The organism is Flavobacterium defluvii, from assembly GCF_900129555.1.
Lineage (GTDB): Bacteria > Bacteroidota > Bacteroidia > Flavobacteriales > Flavobacteriaceae > Flavobacterium > Flavobacterium defluvii.
Window position 1 is genome coordinate 138,363 of sequence record NZ_FQWC01000008.1, and the last position, 22,374, is coordinate 160,736.

The following is a 22,374-nucleotide window of genomic DNA, read 5'->3' on the forward strand; positions in this document are numbered from 1 at the left end:
TCAGAGTATTTTATTTGATATTTTGTTTAAAATATTAGAAATCAGTTACATTAAATTAACTTTCTGTGGCTATAATGTAAGAGTAATACTTTTTTTTTGTATCTTTTCCTATCTAATTTTTAATCACATAACCATGAAAAATTCTAAATTACTTATCTTCGGGCTTGCGTTGGCAGCAGTTTTAATGATTTCATGTTCTAAGGGTAGAAATAAATTGGTAAACTCTTGGAAAATAACAGCGGTAGAACCGAAAATTCCCATGTCGGATTCTCTAAAAACCGTTATTTTAACCGATGGAACTCTTACGTTTACAAAAGACGGACATGTTACCGGATATTTGACAAGAGAGATAACAAATGGGACTTATGCATTGACAAAAGGTGGAAAAAGTTTGGTGATTAAAGATGAAGTTGGAACTCCTTATCCTTGCGAAAGTACTATTACAAGCGATCAGTTAATTCTGGATAGTAAAGAATTAAAATTGACACTCAAGAAAATAGAATAACACAAAAATTTAGATCAAAAGCCGTTTTTTTTAAGTAAAAAAACGGCTTTTTTTGGCTCAACATACTTGAAACAATCAAGTTTTTAAATTTTAATATACCAATTATGAAATTGAAAAATAAATTATCAGCAGCTTTGGCTTTTTTGTGTATTTTACTTTTTTCTGAAAAGGTAAATCCATGTACACGAATAGTTTACGAAGGTTTGAACGGTACAATTATTACAGCGCGTTCTATGGACTGGCGAGGTGAAATTCCGGCAAATTTGTGGCTTTTTCCCAGAGGGATTGAACGATTTGGAGAAGCCGGAAATAATTCTGTAAAATGGAAGTCAAAATACGGAAGCGTTATAACCAGTTCATGGGATATAGCTTCATCTGACGGAATGAACGAAAAAGGACTTGTTGGAAATCTTTTATGGCTGGTAGAATCTACATATCCTAAGTTTGTAAAAGACAGTCAGCAAAAAGGACTCGCGGTTTCATTATGGCTGCAATATGTTTTAGATAATTTTTCAACTGTTTCTGAGGCTGTAAGCGCTTTAGAGAAAAAGGATTTTGTAGTAGCATCATCTCATATTCCGGGAACAGATATTTTTGCAACCGTTCATTTATCATTATCAGATGCTTCGGGCGATAATGCTATTTTTGAATATATCAACGGAAATCTCGTTATTCACCATGACAGAAAATATGTAGCCATGACCAACTCTCCTATTTTTGAGCATCAGCTGGCGATAAATACATATTGGCAGAGTATTCCGGGAACTATTATGCTTCCTGGTACAAATCGCGCGGCAGACCGTTTTGTAAGAGCTTCATATTATATAGATGCAATTCCAAAAACAGATAATATAAGAACGGCACTTTCCAGTGTTTTTGGTGTAATTAGAAATTGCTCTGTTCCGCTTGGTATTTCTTCTGAAACTGAACCTAATATTTCATCAACTCGCTGGAGAACCGTTGCAGACCAAAAAAATCTGGTTTATTATTTTGATAATGTTTTAAATCCAAATGTGGTTTGGGTAGAATTTAGTAAACTGGATTTTAGTGAAAAAGGTAAAGTGAAAAAACTGAGTCTGGCAAACAACGAAAATTATTCCGGAGAATCTTCTATGAATTTTAAACCTACGCCGCCATTTAAATTTGCAGGTTTAGATTAAATCTCAAAACAATAAAAAACAAACCCTCAAAAATTTCATTTGAGGGTTTGTTTTTATTCTCTTAAAATCTTTTCCATTTTTTTCCCTTTTGCCAATTCATCAACAAGTTTGTCCATATAGCGAATTTTTTGCATCAGCGGATCTTCTATATCTTCTATTCTGTATCCGCAGATTACTCCCGTAATTTTAGAAGCATTCGGATTTAGTTTTGGTGCTTCGGCAAAAAAAGTTTGTAAATCAGCTTTCTTTTCTATTTGATTTCTAAATTCTTTATCTGTATAACCTGTAAGCCAGAGAATCACTGTATCTACTTCTTCTGCAGTACGGCCTTTTTTTTCTGCTTTTTCCTTATATAATCGATAAATACTCGCAAATGAGTATTCAAAAACCTTCGTATTATTCATCTTCACTTTGATTTATATAGATTTAAAATTATAAAAAATAACCTGTATTTTCTAAGGATTTAAAAAAATATAAAATAATTCGTAAAAAATATTGCGCAGTCAAATAACTGCATTATATTTGCAGTCAAATAACTGCACAATGGAAATACGTAGAGATGTTTTTCAGGCAATTGCCGATCCAACGCGAAGAGCGATTTTAAATTTAGTTGCAATTCAGGCTATGACACCTGGTACAATAGCCGACAATTTTGATTCGTCGAGACAAACTATTTCAAAACATATTAAAATTCTGACCGAATGCGAACTACTTGACCAGCAGCAAAATGGCAGAGAGATTTATTATTATATAAATCCAAAAAAAATTAAAGAAGTGGCTGATTTTATTGAACCGTTCCGACAAATGTGGGAAGAACGTTTTAATAAATTAGAAAGTATAATGAAGAACTATAAACCAAAAAAATAATGGAAAAGAAAACTAAAATTAGTGCCCAGGAGGGCCAGCAGGAAATTCTGATTACAAGAGAATTTGATCTTCCGCTGGAATTACTTTTTAAGGCTTACGCCGAAGCCGAAATTGTAGAACAATGGATGGGAACGAAAGTTTTGAAATTAGAAAACAAAAAATCTGGCAGCTGGCAGTTTGAAACCAAAGATCAAAACGGAAATATCATATTTAGTGCCAATGGTGTTATTCATGATTTTGTTCCCGAAAAAAGAATTGTGAGAACATTTGAAATGGACAATGTCAATTTTGCACCTCAATTAGAGTTTTTAGAATTCGAAAAACTGACTGATGATAAGAGCAAATTAACCATTCAAACCATCTATAAATCGGTTGAACATCGAGATTTTCAGCTAAAATTACCATTTGCACAAGGTCTGAATATGGCGCACAACCGCTTAGAAGAAATCGTAAAACAATTAAAATAAATTATCATGAGCAAAAGAAACAAAATTATCTACTGGATTGCGACGCTTTGGCTTGCATTAGGAATGACTTCAACAGGAATAGTACAGGTTTTAAAAATCAAAGAAGAAGCCGATATGATGACACATTTAGGTTATCCGCTTTACTTTTTAACTATTCTGGGCGTTTGGAAAATATTAGGCGTAATCGCTATTTTAATTCCGAAATTTCCTTTATTGAAAGAATGGACTTATGCGGGTTTCTTTTTTGCTATGAGCGGTGCTATTTTTTCTCATTTTGCAGTTGGAGATTCAGGAATCGAGTATTTTGGCCCATCATTATTGTTGGTTTTAACAATACTCTCATGGTATTTTAGACCTGCTGAAAGAAAATTTTAGTTTATAGTCGCAGTCTCAGTTTGCAGTTTTTTTAAGACTGAAAACTGAGACTGAATGCTGAGACTGAATGCTGCGACTGAATAATTCAATTTAAATAACTTCTTTAAAAAAATCCAATAAAAGTTTTAAATTATTTTCATCATGCATTGCTTCGGTTTGCTGAAGTGTAATTTCTGTAATTTCAGAAGTTCTGGCGCACATTTTTTTCTCGAAGAAACCTATTGCATCTTCCATGTTTGCAAATAAATCAGAAGTTAGTATTTCGTATAATTCCAGCGCGTCTGCCAAAGCCTGATTTGCTCCTTCTCCTGTGTACGGCGGCATACGATGTGCTGCATCACCAATCATTGTTAAATTTGATAAAGGCTTCCAGTATTGGTCTAATGGAAAATGATACATTGGACGCGGAATTATGGAAATTTCATTTGACTGAAAAAGTTCTTCGTATTTGGAACTCCAGTTTTTAAATTCTTCTTTGAACCATTCAGAAACAGATGTTTTATTTTTAAAATCAATTCCTGAATTTTTAACCCAGTTTTGTTCAGTTTTCATTCCAATTAAAACTGTAAGTGTGCCATCCCCTTTTGTACTAAATAAAATTGTTTTTCCGTGTTCCAAAGCAAAAACTTTTCCGTCATTTACCAATTTCCATAAATTTGACGCATTCTTTTCAGCATTATAAATATTAATTTCAATTGCTGTAACACCTGAAAATATGGGCTCAATATCTGTAATATATTTTCTAATTTTTGAATTTGCTCCATCAGAAGCAATTACAAAATCAGCATAAGCAGTTGTACCATTTTCAAAAAAAATTTCCCAGCCCTTTCCAGAAGATTTCATTTCTGTAAATTTTGAATTCCAAACCACATTATCTTCTTTTAGTGAAGCAATCAATAAATCGCGTAAAGGGCCTCGATCTATTTCCGGACGAAAATGTTCATTTCCAAAATCTTCTTGAGGTTTTTCAGTGTGATCGTTAAATACAACATTCAAATTACGATCTACTATTTTCATTTTGTCTGCACCGGGACGATAATATTTTTTAAATTCATCCATTAAACCGGCTTCCTGCATCGCTTTTAAACCCGTATCTTCATGTAAATCAAGTGTTGAACCCTGCTGACGAATGTTTTTATTCTCGTCTCTTTCATATACTTTTACATCTACACCTTTTTCCTGTAATAATCTGGCAAGAGTTAATCCGCCAGGACCGCCACCTATAATGGCTATTTTTTTATTATCTAATAACATAATTTTTTCTTTTTTTGTTTGTTTAAATTTTCATTACAAAATTATATTTACCTTTATAGATAAAATACCCATTTTTGATATTAAAATAGTCGTAAATGAAAATTGAAGTTGTAGATAAAAACGGTTCAGGAATACTTCAAAAATTTGCAGATGCAATTGGAGCTTCTGTTCGGGGGCGTTTTATTGACATTCCAAAAAATCTTGGCGAAGGCTATATGACCGGTTTTACCTGGGGAAATGATTTGCGTATGATGATTCGGAATTATTATTTGAAAGAAGAAATTGTTCTCGAACGCAAAAATGAAATCCCTGAAGGTCAGGAAAATGTAATCTTTTTTCTCAGCGGAATCTTCGATTCTGCAGCGAAACAAAATGAAACCCTAAAAGCAGAACAACCAAATGTTTTTATTGCCATGCAGTCAGTTTCATCTGTAATTGCAATGCAGCAGAATACTTTTTTTAGAAGTATAACTATTTCAGCATCAAGAGAATATTTAAAGCATACATTTGGAGAGTTAAAACATTCAATAGTTTCAAATATACTTTCTTCAAAAGATACTTTTGTTTACGAAATAGGAATTTCTCAGGCAATGATCACAGCAGCGAGCGAAATGATTCATCAATCTGTTCCCGAAGGTTTAGATAATCATTTTCATAAATTAAAATGCGAGGAATTGTTGTGTCATATTTTTGCTTTGCTTTTGCAGCGCGAAGAAAGTCCGGCGAGCGGTATTCACATTAATGATATTAAAGCTTTGTATGCCATAAAATATCATTTACAGTCTAATCTTGATAAAGCTCCGGATATTGCTACACTGGCCAAAAAAGCCGGAATGAGTGAACCCAAACTTAGAAAATTATTCAGGCAGACTTTTGGAAAAGGCGTTTTTGAATATTATCAATCTATGCGAATGCAGGAAGCTGCCAGACTTTTAAGAGAAAGCCATTTATCAGTTTCAGAAGTGGGTTATCAACTTGGATTTTCTAATTTAAGCCATTTTTCAAGGGTTTTTGAACAATATATTGGTTTGAAACCAAAGAAATATTCTGTTCTCTAATAGTAATATTCACGTTTATAAAACAATTTCTGAAAGAAGTAAAATCTAATCTAAATTCTATGTTTCTATGTGTTTAAAATTAATTTTACAGAAATATTCTAGAAAATGAGCTTAATAATTCAATCAGCCTTACCTGATGATTCGATTTCGCATTTTGTGCACAGCTTTTGGATGCTTGAAAACAATACCGGAAAAGATATTCTGTCGACTATTTTACCAAACGGAATGGTCGATTTGGCTGTAATGAAAATTGATTCAGATAATTGGACAAAAACAATCAGAGGTTTAGATACAATTCCGAGTCAGATTACTATTCCTGCTGGAACCAAGATGTTTTCTATTGGTTTTAAATTGCTTGCCGTTGAATATTTATTTGGAGATTCTATAAAAGACGTTTTAAATACCGGAAAGGTTATTTCTGATGAAATCTGGTATTTTGAAAAAACTGATTTAAGGACTTTTGAGAATTTTTGCAAAAGAGCTTTTCAAATCATAAGAGGTATTTCTATTGAAAATATTGACAGCCGGAAAAAGAAATTATTTGATCTTGTTTATTCTTTCGAAGGTTCGATCACAGTAAAACAACTCTCTGAAAATGTGTTTTGGAGCAGCCGCCAAATCAATCGTTACTTTAATCAGCAATTTGGTATTTCGTTAAAAACATATTGTAATATTCTGCGTTTTGGCTCATCTTTCAAACATATAAGCGAAGGAAATCTTTTTCCGGAGCAAAACTTCACAGACCAAAACCATTTTATTAAAGAAATTAAAAAATATTCGGGCGTAACGCCAAAAGAATTAAGTAAAAATAAAGACAATCGTTTTATGGATATTGCAGCTATTAAAAAAAGTAATCCAAAAAACGACTGATTTTTACTATTCTGCATTCCCGCTGTTTTCCAATTTTGTAACATAATTTAAAGAATAAATATATGTTACTTACAAATAAAAAAACAGCCATTATAGGCGCCGGTCCAGTTGGTTTAACGATGGCAAAATTATTACAGCAAAAAGGCGTTGATGTCACTGTTTATGAGAGAGACAAAGATCCTCAAGCCAGAATTTGGGGCGGAACACTTGACTTGCATAAAGGTTCCGGCCAGGATGCTATGCAAAAAGCAGGATTACTGGAAAAATATTATGAAAAGGCTATCCCGATGGGAAGAATTATGACCGATTATCTTGGAAATGTTTTATTTAGTAAAGAAACTTCTGTGGAAGAGCAATATGATGCTCCTGAAATTAATAGAAATGATTTAAGAACATTATTAATCAATAGCTTAGAAAAAGATACAATTGTCTGGAACAGAAAACTGAACGAGATAAAAGAACAAAATGGAAAATGGATTTTATATTTTGAAAATGAAAGTATCGAAAAAGCTGATTTTGTTATTGGTGCAAATGGCGGAATGACTTCGATTAGAAAATATATTACACATTCAGCAGTAGAACTTACAGGAACATATATAATTCAGGGAGAAGTTTCTGAACCTGAAATAAAATGCCCTGATTTCCTAAAGTTGTGTGATGAAAAAATACTTATGACTTCAAATAATGGAAATTTATTGGTTTCAAATCCTAAAAACACTAATGTTTTAAGTTATAATGTGATTTTTAAAATGCCTGAAAATCTGGAATTAGATTTTAAAGATGCAGAAAATATTATTGATTTTTTGATGAATAAATTTTCAGATTGGGCCGAGTCCTATAAACAATTATTTCGTGCAACATCTTTCTTTACAGGATTGCCAGCTAAAAAAATAGCTGTTGATAAACCGTGGAAAAATGATCGTCCCTTACCTCTTACACTTATTGGCGATGCAGCGCATTTAATGCCTCCTTTTGCCGGACAAGGTGCAAATATCGGACTTCTGGATGCTTTAATTTTATCTGAAAATCTATTAAACGGAGATTTTGAAACCATAGAATCAGCAATTTTTGATTATGAAAAACAAATGTTGATTTATGCTCAGGAAGCGCAGAAACAAACGAGAGAAAATGAAATAGAAATGCTTAAACCAGATTTTTCTTTTTTACGATTTGTTGATTAATTTTTACTGTTTTGTGAGGAAAATAATTCTATCTTAGTAACAAAAAAAGAACCCGATTATTTATATCAAAATATGGAAAACTCACAAAATCAATCAGATGATTCAATTCCGAAAGTGACAGGAATTGGCGGTATTTTCTTTTTTCTTGAAAATCCGAAGGAAACTAAAGAATGGTATGCCAGGAATTTAGGATTAGAAATTAACGAATGGGGTTCTGCAAGTTTTGAATCTAGAAATCTTGACAAACCAGACCAGATAGAATCTACGCAATGGTGTCCTTTTAAGAAAGGAGATGAATATTTTTCGCCCTCAAAAAAAGATTTTATGGTCAATTATCGTGTTCAGAATATAGAAGCTCTTTTAGAAAAACTGCGAGCAAACGGAGTTACGATTCTTGATGATATTGAAACATATGAATACGGAAAATTTGTTCATATTATGGATACCGAAGGCAATAAAATAGAGCTTTGGGAACCTGTTTACTAACGATAATTAATAAATTAAATGAAAACAAAAGTTCAAATATTGAGAGAAGAAAAACATCTTACTCAGACTGAACTTGCCGAAAAATCGGGACTTTCATTACGAACTATACAAAGAATTGAAGCAGGAAATATTCCGAAAGGTTTTACGCTTAAAGCTTTGGCTAAATCATTTGAAGTTGAACCTGAAAATTTAATTTTAAATTCAGAAATCGATCCTGAAATTAAACGTGCCAAACTGATTAATTTTTCTGCTTTGTCTTCTCTCATTATTCCTTTCGGCAATATAATTTTCCCTTCTATACTTACTTATAAATCAACAGAACCAAAAGCAAAAGAATTAGGTAAAAGTATCTTGACAGTCCAGATTATTTACACTTTTGTTTTAGGAATATTGATGATAATAAGTCCGTTTATTCAGAAAGCATTTGCTATAAAATTCCCTTTATTTATTATCTTTTTAGTATTGCTAAAGATTATAAATATCTTCATAATCTTTAAAAATGCATTTAACTTAACTCACAAATCAGATTTATATATAAAACTGAAATACAGTATTTTATAAGCTTTGTCATCATATTGACGTAAAAATGTCATATCGTTTTTAAAGCCAGAATGCATAACAATTCTCAATATTGCACAAAAAAATTGTAATGAGAATAATTAAAAAAATTGTATTGGCTTTTTTAGCAGTTATTGTGCTGTCTTTAGCGGGAGGTTATTTTTATTTTGATAAGAATTTTTCGCCTCCAAAAAACTATCTTACAGTAAAAGGAAACGTTGATAATGTTTCTATAAAATGGATTTCGGATGGAGGAAATCCTTATTCAGCTCTGCTTCTGCCTATTCAGATTCAGGGAATTGAAAAAACATTTTATATGCAGCTGGATTTTGGTTCTCCTGTAACGGTTTTCTATAAAAATTCACTTGAATCTTTTGGCGGATTTTTTTTAAAACAAATTCAATTTGATACAAAAGATGAAAATGTTTCATTAGACTTCAAAATTGAAAATTTAAATATTTCTTCAAAGAATTTTCAATTATTAAATTATGGGAAGAAAGTTGATTTTGAAAATCCGGATTCTGTGGATATTATTGGAACAATTGGAACCGATTTGCTTGAAAAAAGAACTGTTTTTCTGGATTTTAAAAATAATACAGTTTCATTTACTGAAAATGAAATTGGCAGCAGATTTCAAAAATTTGAATTCAAAAAACGAAAACTTTTATTTACGGCAAAAGTTGACAAACAGACTTTAAAATTGCTTTATGATTCGGGTACAAGCGGTTATGAACTGATTGTCAATGAAGAAGAATGGCAAAAATATAGAATCAAAAACAGTAAAATTAAAACCGAAAAAGGAAATTCCTGGGGAAATGTTCTAAAAGTAATTTCGGCACCAGCCAATACAAAAATGAAATTTGGAAATTCAGAGCTTAAAATTTCTGAAATAACCTATATAGAAGGAATTTCAAAAATGCAGGTTTTCCTCATGAAACGCTCTGGAATGCAGGGAATGATTGGAAATAAAATATTTTTAAATCATAAACTGATTATTGATTGTAAAAATGAGAGGTTCAAGGTGGAATAAATATTTCTATCTTAGCTGTAAAATCAATCAAAAAAACAAAGATGGCAAATCAATACGAAGATTTAATTCATAAAGCTTATTCTGCTTTTAATGAAAGAAATATTGATAAGGCATTATCAACAATGCAAAAAGATGTTCAATGGTCTAAAGCCTGGGAAGGCGGATATATAATTGGACACGATGAAATTAAACAATACTGGACAAGACAATGGACAGAAATAAATCCGAAAGTTGAGCCGGTTGGTTTTGAAAAAAGAGAAAACGGAAGTCTTGAAGTTAAAGTGCATCAAAATGTAAAAGATTTGCAAGGCGGTTTAATTTTTGACGGTTTGGTAAAACATGTTTATACTTTTGAAGATGGTTTAATAAAAACTATGGATATTGAATTGATTGAGAATTAAGGAATCAGAAAAATAAAATGAATAATAAAATAATTCATAAAAAAAGCTCTATTATTTCTATAGAGCTTTTTTTTACATTCCCGGCCAATATAAAAAATTGAATTTATGTCCGTCTGGATCGGCAAAACCAAAAGTATAGCCTTTTTCAAAATTTTCAGGTTCAGAAAAAATAGTACCGCCGGCTTTTTTAACCTTTTCAAGCCAAAGATCTACTTCTTCCCTACTGTCTGCAGATAAAGAAAAGATAGATTCGTTTTCGGTTTTCGTATTCGCCAGTTTTCCTCTCATAGCATTTTCAAATCTTTTGGCAGTAAAAAAATTGATTATAAAATGATTTTCTGCAAAAATGAAACTTACCAGTTCATCTGTTTCTTTTCCATTTTGCTTAAAACCTAAATCGGTATAAAATTGTATTGTTTTTTGTATATCGTGTGTGACGAGGTTTCCCCATATTAATCTAGTTTTCATAACTTTAATTTTTGAATTAACTAAAGTTAATGAATTAATTTTTGTTTTTTAGTTCTCAGTTTTTAAATCGACAAATTTAAAATAGCAAAAAAAAGCTGTTTCAATCCTGAAACAGCTTCTTCTTTATCGTATAATTTTAAGATATGCACTATAAACGTTATCCTTAATCGAAGTTCGCATATAGTATAAATCTTCATCTTTAGTGCTTAAATCAAATTTAATTAAACCGGCATCGCAGTAATAGAAAATAGTATCATCAACAGGAAATTCAATATTCGAAATAGGCTGTGTGGTTAGTTTTATTTCCATTGCAATTTCACCATTGTTTATATCAATTTGAAAAAGTTTTGCTTTACGTGTATATCCCCAAATATTGTCATCAGCTTCGGTAATGTATTCGATATTATCGCCGCCGCTAAAATCTCTTTTCCAAAGCTGAGTTCCTGTTTTTGAATCAACTGCATATAAAGATGAAACGGCATCTCCTTGTGCTGCAAAATATATTTTTTTGTCTTTGGTAAATATGCGTTCTTTAATATTATATTGATTTTCGTCTAATTTAAATTGCCATACAATATCCAGTTTGTCAGGAGTTAAGGCAAAAAGTATGTCTTTTTCGCTGGCAATAAATACATTTTCGCCATCAGTTACAGGCTTTGTCTGCATGTTTTGCTCAAACGTCTTTTGGCTCAGAACTTTTCCTGTATTGGCATCAAAGCTGTAAAAACTGGATGCACTAGGAACAAAAATTTTGTTATTAAAATAAAGAGGCTGAATATCATTATTTACAGAATCAAGTTTATAATTCCATGCTAAACTGCCATCTTTTGTATCAAGTGCATAAATATTACTATTCCCATTTTGATTTTGAGCAATTATATACAGCTTTCCATTGTTTACAACAGGAACCTGATCTTTTAAAACAATTTGATCTGTAATATTCCCCAATCTTGATTTCCAAAAAACATCACCGCTTTGGTTATCGACTGCAATAATTTCACCATTTACAAACGGAATATATACTACTCCATTGTTTATTGTTACTTTATTTGCGCACATTTCAGTTTTAGGGTCAGCAGCTTTTACAGTCCACCCAATTGTTTCCGATTCTAAATCATAAGAAAAAAGAGCGCCGTCATAATCATAAATTAAGATAGATGCTTCATCTAACGGAATTTTTTTAAGCGCACTTACCACTTTATTAGTCACCATTTCGCTTGGCGGTAAAGCTTTGTTGTTTGAATTGGCAGTAGTAGGTTTGGGTGTTACCGGCGCTTGTCCAAACATATTTATAATGGCAGATATAAATAAAAGGGTTAATAATTTTGTTTTCATTTTTGAGATTTGGGTTTAAATAAATGAATTTATCGCTGCAAATGAGGATATTTAAGCAGGTAATAAAGATAAACGTTTATTTGATATTAGAAATAGACAATTTTAAATCAATAAAGATTAAACATTTTATCTATTTATTAAAACTTAAAAGTCAGCAAAAAATTATTTTTCAATGATTTTTTTTCGATGCTCAATCCCCCACTCAGTCAAATTATTTATAATAGTTTGTAATGTTTTGCCGTGGTCAGTAAGAGTATAATGAACTGTTACAGGCTGTGTATCAATAACAGATCTTTTAATGAGCTTATTTATCTCCAATTCTTTCAGTTCTTTACTGAGCATTTTGTTTGAAATACCAACTACATCATTCAAAATATCAGAAAATCGTCTTTGGTTATAATAGCAGATAGATGACAGAATAGAAATTTTCCATTTTCCGCTCAATACGTCCATAGAATCCTGTACTGCCATCATATTTTTTTTGCGCTGTTCTTTTTCAAAAGGAGTACATTCCATAAGGTTACTTTGTTACTTGAAGATTACTGTTACTTTTAGTTACAAAGTTACTAAAATAAATAAAACCATCATAAATTTGCTGTTCTAACAAATTAAAAAATATAGAAAAATGAGTAAACTAAATAATAAAGTTGCAATCGTTACAGGAGCTTCAAAAGGAATTGGCGCTTCTATAGCTGTTTTTTTTGCTGCAGAAGGCGCAAAAGTGGTCGTTAATTATGCATCAAGCAAAGAGGACGCTGATAAAGTTGTAAAAACTATAACAAATAAAGGCGGAACAGCAATTGCGGTACAAGGTGATGTTTCAAAAAAATCAGATGTAATCAGACTTTTTGAAGAAACAAAAAAAGCATATGGAACATTAGATGTTTTGGTAAACAATGCCGGGATTTATCAGTATTCCCCAATTGAAGAATTAACAGAAGAATCTTTTCATTCTCAATTTAATATTAATGTTTTAGGTTCTTTATTTTCTATTCAGGAAGCCTTAAAATTGTTTGATAAAAAAGGCGGTAACATTATCAATATAAGCTCCGGAGCAAGTAATACGCCACTGCCGACAGGATCTGTATATTCCTCAACAAAAGCAGCTCTTGATGCTATTACAATTGCACTTTCAAAAGAATTCAGCGGAAGAAATATTAGAATCAATTCTATTTTACCTGGAGTTGTTGAAACTGAAGGTTCGCATAGTGCAGGATTTATCGGTAGTGAATTCGAAGCAAAACTAGTTCAAACTACACCACTTGGGCGTACTGGACAGCCTGAAGATATTGCCAAAGTAGCAGTTTTTCTTGCCTCTGAAGATGGAGGATGGATAAATGGAGAGAAAATAACTGTATCAGGTGGTATTTATGGTATATAATTGTATGAGTATTTTTTAACTTGACAATTTTGTAAATTAAAAATAAACAATAGTAATTTTCTAATAAAAAAACTCCAAAATCAAGTGATTTTGGAGTTTTTGGATTTGTGGGCGATGAGGGGTTCGAATCCCCGACCACTTCCGATGGAATCGGAATGCTCTGAACCAGCAGAGCCTAACTTTTGCTTTTGATTAATTCTTGTATTTTAATCCGGCTTTTCCAAGATTTGATTTGCAGTTCTCTATGATGTGCAAGTTCCTTTGTCTCATATTTCTCGGTATATACAACTTTCCAATCACTGACATTTCCTGTAAAACCTTTACTTTTTTGATTATGACGAATTAATCTCTCTTCTAAGTTAGAAGTAAACCCGATGTAGAATTTGTTTTTGCTTTCGCTGAATAGAATGTAAACAATGTAATTCATAAATGTTTAAAAACAAAAAACTCCAAAATCAATTGACTTTGGAGTTTTTGGATTTTTGTGGGCGATGAGGGGTTCGAACCCCCGACCACTTCCGATGGAATCGGAATGCTCTGAACCAACTGAGCCTAACTTTTGCTTTTGATTAATTCTTGTATTTTAATCCGGCTTTTCCAAGATTTTATTTGCAGTTCTCTTTGATGTGCAAGTTCCTTTGTCTCGTATTTCTCGGTATATACAACTTTCCAGTCACTGACATTTCCTGTAAAACCTTTACTTTTTTGATTATGACGAATTAATCTCTCTTCTAAGTTAGAAGTAAACCCGATGTAGAATTTGTTTTTGCTTTCGCTGAATAGAATGTAAACAATGTAATTCATAAATGTTTAAAAACAAAAAAACTCCAAAATCAAGTGACTTTGGAGTTTTTGGATTTGTGGGCGATGAGGGGTTCGAACCCCCGACCCCCTCGGTGTAAACGAGGTGCTCTGAACCAGCTGAGCTAATCGCCCTATTTTTTTGCTATCATTTCGTGATTGCGAGTGCAAATATACAGCTAGAATTTGGAATTGCAAGTATATTTTAAAAAAAATCAAATATTTTTTTCGGGCTTTTATTTAGCAACCTATTTTTCAGCTTTTTAAAAAATAAATATTTTTTATTGTTTTCTTATAATTTAGTTAAAAAATAAAATCTGAGTGTGTAATTCTTAATATTCCTTTGTATTCATTTGCTATAGTTATACATTTGCATACCTAAAAACAGTATATTCTAATGGCTAGATATAAAGAAAACGATTTACCAAAATCAAAAATAACTGCTACTTCATTAAATAAGGCAAAAACAATATTTACATACGCAGGAAATCACAAATGGAAATTTTTTATTGGATTAATTTTTCTGCTTTTAACAGGTGCTACTGCCCTTGCCTTTCCGAAATTAATGGGAATGCTGGTAGACTGTGTAAAAAACAAGGATTTTAGCGAAGCAAATACGATTGCTTTGGGATTAATTGCAATTTTGTTTTTGCAATCTTTCTTTTCATTTTTCAGGTTATCATTATTCGTAAATTTTACCGAAAACACCTTAGCTAATCTTCGTTTAGCTTTGTACACAAATTTAGTAAAATTGCCAATGACATTCTTTTCCCAAAAAAGAGTTGGAGAATTAAACAGCCGTATTAGCGCAGACATTACGCAGATTCAGGATACATTAACTACTACAATTGCTGAATTTTTACGTCAGTTTATACTAATTGTTGGAGGCGTAATTTTATTGGCTACAGAAAGTTTTAAATTAACTTTGTTAATGCTTTCAGTAGTTCCTTTGGTTGCTGTTGCTGCAGTAGTTTTTGGAAGATTTATTAGAAAATATTCAAAAAAAGTACAAGATCAGGTTGCCGAAAGCCAGGTTATTGTAGAAGAAACCATGCAGGGAATTAGTATTGTAAAAGCTTTTGCAAACGAATGGTATGAGATTGCACGCTACAAAGGAAAAATTAATGAGGTTGTAAAACTGGCAATTAAAGGCGGTCAATACCGTGGTTATTTTGCTTCATTTATTATATTTTGTTTATTTGGAGCCATTGTAGCTGTGGTTTGGTTTGGTGTTCGTTTGAGTATTGCCGGTGAAATGAGCGTTGGGCAGTTAATTTCGTTTGTGTTGTATTCAACTTTTGTTGGTGCTTCTTTTGGAGGAATTGCCGAATTATATGCGCAAATTCAAAAAGCTATTGGAGCAACTGAAAGAGTTTTTGAATTACTTGACGAAAGTCCGGAGAAAATCAATTCAGATTCAAATAAAATCCACGAGAAAATAAAAGGAAATGTAACATTTAATAATGTTGCTTTTAGTTACCCTACCCGTCAGGAAATTGAAGTTTTAAAAGATGTGAACTTCTCGGCAGAATTTGGTCAAAAAATAGCGATTGTAGGTCCGAGTGGTGCTGGAAAATCTACTATTTCGTCACTTCTGTTACGTTTTTACGATATTACTTCGGGAGAAATTACAGTTGATGGAAAAAATATTTACGACTATGATTTAGAAGATCTTCGCGGGAATATGAGTATTGTTCCTCAGGATGTTATTCTTTTTGGAGGAACAATTAGAGAAAACATTGCTTACGGAAAGCCAGATGCAACTGATGAAGAAATTATACAAGCAGCAAAACAAGCAAATGCCTTTAATTTTGTAGATGGTTTTCCTGAAAAATTCGAAACTTTGGTTGGAGAACGTGGTGTGAAATTATCTGGCGGACAGCGTCAGCGTATTGCCATTGCAAGAGCGCTGCTTAAAAATCCAAGTATATTGATATTAGACGAAGCTACTTCGTCTTTAGACAGTGAAAGCGAAAAACTGGTTCAGGAAGCTCTGGAAGTTTTAATGGAAGGAAGAACAAGCATAATTATTGCTCACCGCCTTTCTACGATTAGAAATGCAGATAAAATTTTAGTTCTGGATAACGGAAAAATTTCAGAAGAGGGAACACATCAGGAATTGATAAACTTAGAGAACGGAATTTATAAAAACTTAAGCAACCTGCAGTTTAGTAATTCTTAAATAAATCTCAATTTTATAAATTCCAAATTCCAATAAAAAAGTCCATTGCTTTGCAAATGGGCTTTTTTGGTAAATCAAAATCTATTTAAACTGGACTGAAGTCCAGCTCTACAATATAATTTGTTCCTTCGGAACGAAAAAGAGCCAGAGGCTCGATACATATTGTAGGGCTGGACTTCAGTCCCGTTTATAATAAACAAAAAAAAGCTCCAATTTTTAATTGAAGCTTTATATATATCTGTAAACTGAGACAGAAAACTGAAAAATTATTTCCCTTTTCTACGTTTACGTTCAGCTTTAATCATTGATAGTTCACGGCTTGTTTGTCCGGCAACTGAAGTATTTTCTTCAGCACGACGAATCAGGTACGGCATAACATCTTTAACAGGTCCAAAAGGAAGATATTTTGCAACATTATAACCATTTTCTGCCAGGTTATAGCTAATGTTATCGCTCATACCGTATAATTGCCCAAACCAAATTCTTTTATCATTTTTTGCAATTCCTTTTTGAGCCATCATTTCCATTAATTTATAAGAACTTAATTCGTTATGAGTTCCCGCAAAAATGGCCATCGTTTCTAAATGTTCTAACATATAATGAACGGCTGCGTCATAATTTTCATCGGTTGCCTGTTTAGAAACACAAATTGGAGAAACATATCCTTTTTCTTCTGCACGTTTGTTTTCTTTTTCCATGTAAGCACCACGAACCAATTTCATTCCAATAAAGAAACCTTCTTTTTTAGCGATTTCGTGAAGATTTTTAAGATAATCCAAACGATCCCAGCGGTACATTTGTAATGTATTGAAGATAATTGCTTTTTCTTTATTGTATTTACGCATCATGTCAGTAACTAAGTCATCAGCAGCATCCTGCATCCAGCTTTCTTCACCATCAATCAATAATGCAACATCTTTTTTATAAGCTTCACTGCAAACCTGATCAAAACGAGCTACTACTCTATTCCATTCTTCTTGTTCAGATGGAGTCAACGTCTGTTTTTCTCCTAATTTTTCATACAATTCAAAACGCCCTAAACCAGTTGGTTTAAATACCGCAAACGGAATTGCTAAACGTTCTTTTGCAAATTCAATAGTCTTTAATGTCATTTCTAAAGCTGCATCAAACTGCTCTTCTTCTTCTTTTCCTTCTACAGAATAATCCAAAACAGATGAAACACCTTTGGTAAACATTTTATCTACTACAGTTAAACAGTCATTTTCGTTTACTCCACCACAAAAATGATCAAAAACTGTGGCACGAATCAAACCTTCAACCGGAAGATGCGCTTTAATTGCAAAATTGGTAACAGCAGTTCCAATACGTACTAAAGGCTCACTATCAATCATTTTAAAAAGAAAGTAAGCTCTGTCAAGTTCAGTATCGCTCTTTAGCGAAAATGCAACTTGAGTATTATCGAATATTTTTTCCATTAAGTTTAGTTTTTGTGCAAAGATAGAGACTGTTTTGAATATTATTTACGAAATTGTGTGATTTTTTTTGAAATTATCAACGTGATTGTTGCTATAATTATTTTTAAAGAGTAAAATTTTACGTCGTTTTAAAAAATTGAATTTAAAATCAAAAAAGATTAATTTAGAATGATTCGTTTTTAAACAAATTAGGGCTAAAATTTGAATATATTTTACTTAAAAATGCCTTATTTTGCGGTTTCAATTAACCGAAGAATTATGCAATCTATTCAAGCAAACAATTATTTCGTACATTTTAACCAGAATGCCTACGAAGCTTTAAATAAACATTTAAAAGAAAATAAATATTCTAATATTTTTATAATTGTTGATACTCAGACTAATGAATATTGTCTTCCAAAACTTTTACCAATAATTGAAACGGATTTAAACATTGAAATTATTGAATTTGAAGCTGGAGAAGAAAATAAAAACATTGATACCTGTATACAAATCTGGCATGTGTTAACAGAACTTGGTGCCGATAGAAAATCGCTTATTATTAACCTTGGAGGAGGTGTTGTTACTGATCTTGGTGGATTTGTAGCTTCGACTTTTAAAAGAGGCGTTGACTTTATCAATATTCCAACAACCTTATTATCAATGGTCGATGCTTCTGTTGGAGGAAAAACCGGTGTTGATTTAGGAAATCTGAAAAATCAGATAGGTGTAATTAATGTGCCGCAAATGGTTTTAATTGATACTCAATATCTTGAAACTTTATCACAAAGCGAAATGCGATCAGGACTGGCAGAGATGTTAAAGCATGGCTTAATATACGATGCAGCATACTGGAGAGAATTCCTTGATATTTCATCTATAGATTATAATTGTCTTGATGAATTAATTTATCGTTCGGTTGAGATTAAGAATGAAATAGTAATGCAGGATCCAACAGAAAAAAGTATTCGTAAAGCACTTAATTTCGGACATACTTTAGGTCATGCAATTGAAAGTTATTTTCTGGAAAGCGAAGATAAACAGACATTATTACACGGTGAGGCAATTGCTGTTGGAATGATTCTGGAAAGTTATATTTCACTTCATAAAAATTTAATTTCCAAAGAAGAATATATCGAAATCAAAACAGCAATTCAATCTATTTACGATCATGTAAATTTTGAGGAAAATGACATAAATCCTATTTTGGAATTGCTTATTCATGACAAAAAAAATGAATACGGTTTAATTCAATTTGCTTTGATTGAAGGAATCGGAAAAATAAAAATTAACCAATCTGTTGAAAATAAATTGATTCTGGAAGCGTTTCAAGATTATAAATCTTAAATATTTTTTAATCAAAAGCATTGCTTTTGGTATATATTATTTTTTACATTTGCCACGATGAAAACAAACAGTAAACAAAGACAATTCAGCTCTTACAGAAACCGTCTCAACAGTTCTTTATTAAGAATGTTGAATCGTTTTTATAATAGCAAAAGTCCATTTTGTTTTGATGTTTTCCAATGCTCAAAAGCAGAACACGAAAAACTGCCAATTATATTCGCCAATATTAGAGTTTGAATTTTAAATTTAGCATAAAATCACTAAATTTAATAACAACTTAAAATATTGAAATATAAATGAATACAAAATATTCTGATCTAATTAATCAAACATATTACTTTCCACAGGAAGAATTTAAACTAAATAAAGACAACCTTCAGTTTCATAATATCGATTTAATGAAACTTGTAGAACAATATGGTACACCATTAAAGTTTACTTACCTGCCTCAAATTTCTGAAAACATTAATAAGGCTAAGGCCTGGTTCAGAAAAGCAATGGAAAAAAACAAATACGAAGCCAAGTATTATTATTGTTATTGCACAAAAAGCTCTCATTTTGAATACATTATGAATGAAGCTTTTAAAAATAACATTCATATCGAAACATCATCTGCTTTTGATATCAATATTGTTGAAAATTTACTAGAAAACGGTAAAATTAACAAAAGTACTTACGTAATATGTAATGGTTTTAAAAGAGACGAATATATTACAAACATTGCAAGGTTAATCAACAATGGGCACAAAAACACTATTCCTATTATTGATAACTACGAAGAACTTGATTTACTTCAGGGAGAAATTAAAGGTAAATTCAAAATTGGTATTCGTATTGCAGCAGAAGAAGAACCTAAATTCGAGTTTTATACTTCAAGATTAGGAATTGGGTATAAAAACATCGTTTCTTTTTATAAAAAACAAATTCAGGAAAATGATAAACTAGAGCTTAAAATGCTTCACTTTTTTATCAATACCGGAATTAACGATACGTCATACTATTGGAATGAGCTTGTAAAATGTATAAAAGTATACATCGCACTTAAAAGAGAATGCCCTACCCTTGATGGTTTGAACATTGGCGGCGGTTTCCCGATTAAAAATTCGCTTGCATTCGAATATGATTATCAATACATGATTGATGAAATTATCAATCAGATTAAAATTGCCTGTGATGAAGCTGAAGTTGACGTGCCAAACATTTTTACAGAATTTGGTTCGTTTACTGTAGGTGAAAGTGGTGGTGCAATTTATCAGATTTTGTATCAAAAACAGCAAAACGACAGAGAAAAATGGAATATGATCGACTCATCTTTCATTACAACTCTGCCAGATACATGGGCAATAAACAAACGTTTTATTATGCTAGCCATAAATCGCTGGAATGATACTTATGAACGAGTTCTGTTAGGAGGATTAACTTGTGATAGTGATGATTATTACAACTCCGAACAAAATATGAATGCTATTTATCTGCCTAAATATAATAAAGAAAAACCACTGTATATTGGTTTCTTTAATACAGGAGCATATCAGGAAACTATTGGAGGATATGGAGGTTTACACCACTGTTTAATTCCACAGCCAAAACATATTTTAATAGATCGTGATGAAAATGGAATACTGGCAACAGAGGTTTTCTCTGAACAGCAGACTTCTGAGGATGTATTAAAGATTTTAGGATACAAGAAAAAATTGTAAAAAAAAACTGTAAATTAATTAAGGTTGATAATTATAAAATTATTAATTTGCATATAAACAAAAGGTTAAAAACTTTTAATTCAAAAAAAACAAAAAAACAAAAAACAAATGAAAGGACCAATCAGTCAGTTTATTCAAAAACATTATTTACACTTTAATTCTGCTTCTCTTGTTGATGCTGCTAAAGAATATGAACAACAATTAGCAAATGGTGCTAAAATGTTAGTAAGTATGGCTGGAGCTATGAGTACAGCTGAAATAGGTAAAATTTTTGCTGAAGTAATTAGACAAGATAAAGTACAAATTATTTCATGTACTGGAGCCAATCTAGAAGAAGACATCATGAATTTAGTAGCACACTCTCACTACGAAAGAGTTCCTAACTATCGTGATTTGACACCAGAAGACGAATGGGCTTTACTTGAAAGAGGACTAAATCGTGTTACAGATACTTGTATTCCAGAACACGAAGCTTTTAGACGTTTACAAAAACATATCTATAAAATCTGGAAAGATGCTGATGATAAGGGAGAACGTTATTTTCCACATGAATTCATGTATAAAATGTTATTATCAGGCGTTTTAGAAGAATATTATGAAATTGATTTAAAAGACAGCTGGATGTATGCTGCTGCTGAGAAAAATTTACCAATTATTGTTCCTGGATGGGAAGATAGTACAATGGGTAACATTTTTGCATCTTATGTTATTAAAGGTGAATTGAAAGCATCAACAATGAAATCTGGTATTGAATACATGACTTTCCTTGCCGACTGGTACACAAAAAACAGCCAAAACGGTATTGGATTTTTTCAAATTGGCGGTGGTATCGCAGGGGACTTCCCTATTTGTGTTGTGCCAATGCTTTATCAGGATATGGAAATGCATGATGTTCCGTTCTGGAGCTATTTCTGCCAAATTTCAGATTCTACAACAAGTTACGGTTCTTACTCTGGAGCTGTTCCTAATGAGAAAATCACTTGGGGTAAATTGGATATCAAAACTCCAAAATTCATTATTGAGTCGGATGCCACAATTGTTGCTCCATTAATTTTTGCATATTTATTAGATTTATAGGATATTTTTATGAAAAGAGTTATAGTAGACTACGCCAAACTGACAAATGAAATTTTAAACCTTTTGGTTGAAAAATTTCCTGATGGTTATGATGATTCGGATGTTATCCGTTTTAGAAACGCTAAAAACGAATTAGTAGAAGCTGTTGAAGTTCGTACAGAAGACACTATTTATTTAGTAAAAATTAGTACTAAACTTGCTGACAGAATCGAAAATTATGAAGATGATGACGATATAGATCTTGATGTTGATACAATCGAACCAGTAAAAGGTCTTGATCTTGATGATGAAGCAGCAGACGATGATGACGATGACGACAATCAGGATAAACCAGATAATGATGGAGGTGATGACGATGATGAGGATGATGACGATGACAGAGATATCGCTGACGATGATGATGATGAAGACGACGAAGATTAATCATTTTCTTAAAAAAAAATAAAGCATAAGGAA

At 31.9% G+C, this 22,374-nt stretch carries 26 protein-coding genes and 1 tRNA gene; 18 read left to right on the top strand and 9 right to left on the bottom strand.

From position 1 onward, the window contains the following. Positions 1-133: 133 nt before the first annotated feature. Positions 134-505, top strand: coding sequence for a hypothetical protein (locus BUC29_RS16865; protein ID WP_073417348.1), 372 nt, complete (start codon positions 134-136; stop codon positions 503-505). A gap of 104 nt (positions 506-609) precedes the next feature. Further along, a complete protein-coding gene (locus BUC29_RS16870) occupies positions 610-1,665 on the top strand; it encodes a linear amide C-N hydrolase (RefSeq protein ID WP_073417349.1) in 1,056 nt (351 codons plus the stop codon). Between the two features lie 53 nt (positions 1,666-1,718). Here BUC29_RS16870 and BUC29_RS16875 read toward each other — a convergent pair whose 3' ends face one another. Further along, complete coding sequence (locus BUC29_RS16875; protein WP_073417350.1) at positions 1,719-2,069, bottom strand: DUF2200 domain-containing protein; 351 nt, start codon at positions 2,067-2,069, stop codon at positions 1,719-1,721. Positions 2,070-2,208: 139 nt separating this feature from the next. Here BUC29_RS16875 and BUC29_RS16880 point away from each other — a divergent pair, with 139 nt between their 5' ends. The 3 genes from BUC29_RS16880 to BUC29_RS16890 are packed head-to-tail and all read left to right on the top strand — an operon-like array spanning position 2,209 to position 3,374. Next, positions 2,209-2,532: an ArsR/SmtB family transcription factor gene (locus BUC29_RS16880; protein ID WP_073417351.1), complete on the top strand. Its 324-nt coding sequence runs from the start codon at positions 2,209-2,211 to the stop codon at positions 2,530-2,532. After that, a complete protein-coding gene (locus BUC29_RS16885; protein ID WP_073417352.1) occupies positions 2,532-2,999 on the top strand; it encodes an SRPBCC domain-containing protein in 468 nt (155 codons plus the stop codon). The genes BUC29_RS16880 and BUC29_RS16885 overlap by 1 nt, the downstream gene beginning before the upstream one ends. A gap of 6 nt (positions 3,000-3,005) precedes the next feature. Next, entirely contained in the window at positions 3,006-3,374 is a 369-nt protein-coding gene (locus tag BUC29_RS16890) for a DoxX family protein (RefSeq protein WP_073417353.1), read from the top strand. A gap of 90 nt (positions 3,375-3,464) precedes the next feature. On the opposite strand, the gene BUC29_RS16895 is transcribed toward BUC29_RS16890, so the two are convergent. Next, entirely contained in the window at positions 3,465-4,628 is a 1,164-nt protein-coding gene (locus BUC29_RS16895; protein WP_073417354.1) for an FAD-dependent oxidoreductase, read from the bottom strand. A 95-nt stretch (positions 4,629-4,723) separates the two neighbouring features. Here BUC29_RS16895 and BUC29_RS16900 point away from each other — a divergent pair, with 95 nt between their 5' ends. From BUC29_RS16900 to BUC29_RS16930, 7 genes are all read left to right on the top strand, one after another. After that, positions 4,724-5,686, top strand: a complete 963-nt coding sequence (locus BUC29_RS16900; RefSeq protein WP_073417355.1) for a helix-turn-helix transcriptional regulator — start codon at positions 4,724-4,726, stop codon at positions 5,684-5,686. A 105-nt stretch (positions 5,687-5,791) separates the two neighbouring features. Beyond that, on the top strand, positions 5,792-6,556 hold the full coding sequence (locus BUC29_RS16905; protein ID WP_073417356.1) for a helix-turn-helix domain-containing protein: 765 nt from the start codon (positions 5,792-5,794) through the stop codon (positions 6,554-6,556). 62 nt (positions 6,557-6,618) lie between these two features. Continuing rightward, complete coding sequence (locus BUC29_RS16910) at positions 6,619-7,737, top strand: FAD-dependent oxidoreductase (RefSeq protein WP_073417357.1); 1,119 nt, start codon at positions 6,619-6,621, stop codon at positions 7,735-7,737. 72 nt (positions 7,738-7,809) lie between these two features. After that, the gene (locus BUC29_RS16915; RefSeq protein WP_073417358.1) at positions 7,810-8,223 is read left to right on the top strand and encodes a VOC family protein; all 414 of its coding nucleotides are present in this window, start codon (positions 7,810-7,812) and stop codon (positions 8,221-8,223) included. 18 nt (positions 8,224-8,241) lie between these two features. Next, complete coding sequence (locus BUC29_RS16920; RefSeq protein ID WP_073417359.1) at positions 8,242-8,784, top strand: helix-turn-helix domain-containing protein; 543 nt, start codon at positions 8,242-8,244, stop codon at positions 8,782-8,784. A gap of 88 nt (positions 8,785-8,872) precedes the next feature. After that, the gene (locus tag BUC29_RS16925; RefSeq protein ID WP_073417461.1) at positions 8,873-9,811 is read left to right on the top strand and encodes a hypothetical protein; all 939 of its coding nucleotides are present in this window, start codon (positions 8,873-8,875) and stop codon (positions 9,809-9,811) included. 41 nt (positions 9,812-9,852) lie between these two features. Then, entirely contained in the window at positions 9,853-10,212 is a 360-nt protein-coding gene (locus BUC29_RS16930) for a nuclear transport factor 2 family protein (protein ID WP_073417360.1), read from the top strand. A gap of 72 nt (positions 10,213-10,284) precedes the next feature. On the opposite strand, the gene BUC29_RS16935 is transcribed toward BUC29_RS16930, so the two are convergent. The 3 genes from BUC29_RS16935 to BUC29_RS16945 all read right to left on the bottom strand — a co-directional run bounded on the left by BUC29_RS16935 (position 10,285) and on the right by BUC29_RS16945 (position 12,531). Next, complete coding sequence (locus BUC29_RS16935; protein ID WP_073417361.1) at positions 10,285-10,680, bottom strand: VOC family protein; 396 nt, start codon at positions 10,678-10,680, stop codon at positions 10,285-10,287. Positions 10,681-10,803: 123 nt separating this feature from the next. After that, entirely contained in the window at positions 10,804-12,015 is a 1,212-nt protein-coding gene (locus BUC29_RS16940; protein WP_073417362.1) for an outer membrane protein assembly factor BamB family protein, read from the bottom strand. A 162-nt stretch (positions 12,016-12,177) separates the two neighbouring features. After that, positions 12,178-12,531, bottom strand: a complete 354-nt coding sequence (locus tag BUC29_RS16945) for a winged helix-turn-helix transcriptional regulator (RefSeq protein WP_073417363.1) — start codon at positions 12,529-12,531, stop codon at positions 12,178-12,180. 109 nt (positions 12,532-12,640) lie between these two features. On the opposite strand from BUC29_RS16945, the gene BUC29_RS16950 reads away from it, so the two are divergent. Next, on the top strand, positions 12,641-13,396 hold the full coding sequence (locus BUC29_RS16950) for an SDR family NAD(P)-dependent oxidoreductase (protein WP_073417364.1): 756 nt from the start codon (positions 12,641-12,643) through the stop codon (positions 13,394-13,396). Between the two features lie 175 nt (positions 13,397-13,571). On the opposite strand, the gene BUC29_RS16955 is transcribed toward BUC29_RS16950, so the two are convergent. The 3 genes from BUC29_RS16955 to BUC29_RS16970 form a co-directional block, all read right to left on the bottom strand. After that, the gene (locus BUC29_RS16955; protein ID WP_073417365.1) at positions 13,572-13,823 is read right to left on the bottom strand and encodes a GIY-YIG nuclease family protein; all 252 of its coding nucleotides are present in this window, start codon (positions 13,821-13,823) and stop codon (positions 13,572-13,574) included. A gap of 125 nt (positions 13,824-13,948) precedes the next feature. Next, the gene (locus BUC29_RS16965; protein WP_073417366.1) at positions 13,949-14,200 is read right to left on the bottom strand and encodes a GIY-YIG nuclease family protein; all 252 of its coding nucleotides are present in this window, start codon (positions 14,198-14,200) and stop codon (positions 13,949-13,951) included. A gap of 57 nt (positions 14,201-14,257) precedes the next feature. Then, positions 14,258-14,332, bottom strand: a tRNA-Val gene (locus BUC29_RS16970). 262 nt (positions 14,333-14,594) lie between these two features. On the opposite strand from BUC29_RS16970, the gene BUC29_RS16975 reads away from it, so the two are divergent. Continuing rightward, complete coding sequence (locus tag BUC29_RS16975) at positions 14,595-16,379, top strand: ABC transporter ATP-binding protein (protein ID WP_073417367.1); 1,785 nt, start codon at positions 14,595-14,597, stop codon at positions 16,377-16,379. A 266-nt stretch (positions 16,380-16,645) separates the two neighbouring features. Here the strand turns inward: BUC29_RS16975 and BUC29_RS16980 are convergent, their stop codons facing one another. Beyond that, positions 16,646-17,815: a proline dehydrogenase family protein gene (locus BUC29_RS16980; RefSeq protein WP_073417368.1), complete on the bottom strand. Its 1,170-nt coding sequence runs from the start codon at positions 17,813-17,815 to the stop codon at positions 16,646-16,648. Between the two features lie 258 nt (positions 17,816-18,073). On the opposite strand from BUC29_RS16980, the gene aroB reads away from it, so the two are divergent. The 4 genes from aroB (at position 18,074) to BUC29_RS17005 (ending at position 22,341) form a co-directional block, all read left to right on the top strand. Beyond that, positions 18,074-19,141, top strand: coding sequence for a 3-dehydroquinate synthase (gene aroB, locus BUC29_RS16985; protein ID WP_073417462.1), 1,068 nt, complete (start codon positions 18,074-18,076; stop codon positions 19,139-19,141). A gap of 296 nt (positions 19,142-19,437) precedes the next feature. Further along, the gene (locus BUC29_RS16995; RefSeq protein WP_073417370.1) at positions 19,438-20,841 is read left to right on the top strand and encodes a type III PLP-dependent enzyme domain-containing protein; all 1,404 of its coding nucleotides are present in this window, start codon (positions 19,438-19,440) and stop codon (positions 20,839-20,841) included. 108 nt (positions 20,842-20,949) lie between these two features. Continuing rightward, positions 20,950-21,918 carry a deoxyhypusine synthase family protein gene (locus BUC29_RS17000; protein WP_073417371.1) on the top strand — a complete coding sequence of 323 codons (969 nt, stop codon included), beginning with the start codon at positions 20,950-20,952 and terminating at the stop codon, positions 21,916-21,918. A 9-nt stretch (positions 21,919-21,927) separates the two neighbouring features. Further along, a complete protein-coding gene (locus BUC29_RS17005; protein ID WP_073417372.1) occupies positions 21,928-22,341 on the top strand; it encodes a DNA primase in 414 nt (137 codons plus the stop codon). Positions 22,342-22,374 lie beyond the last annotated feature (33 nt).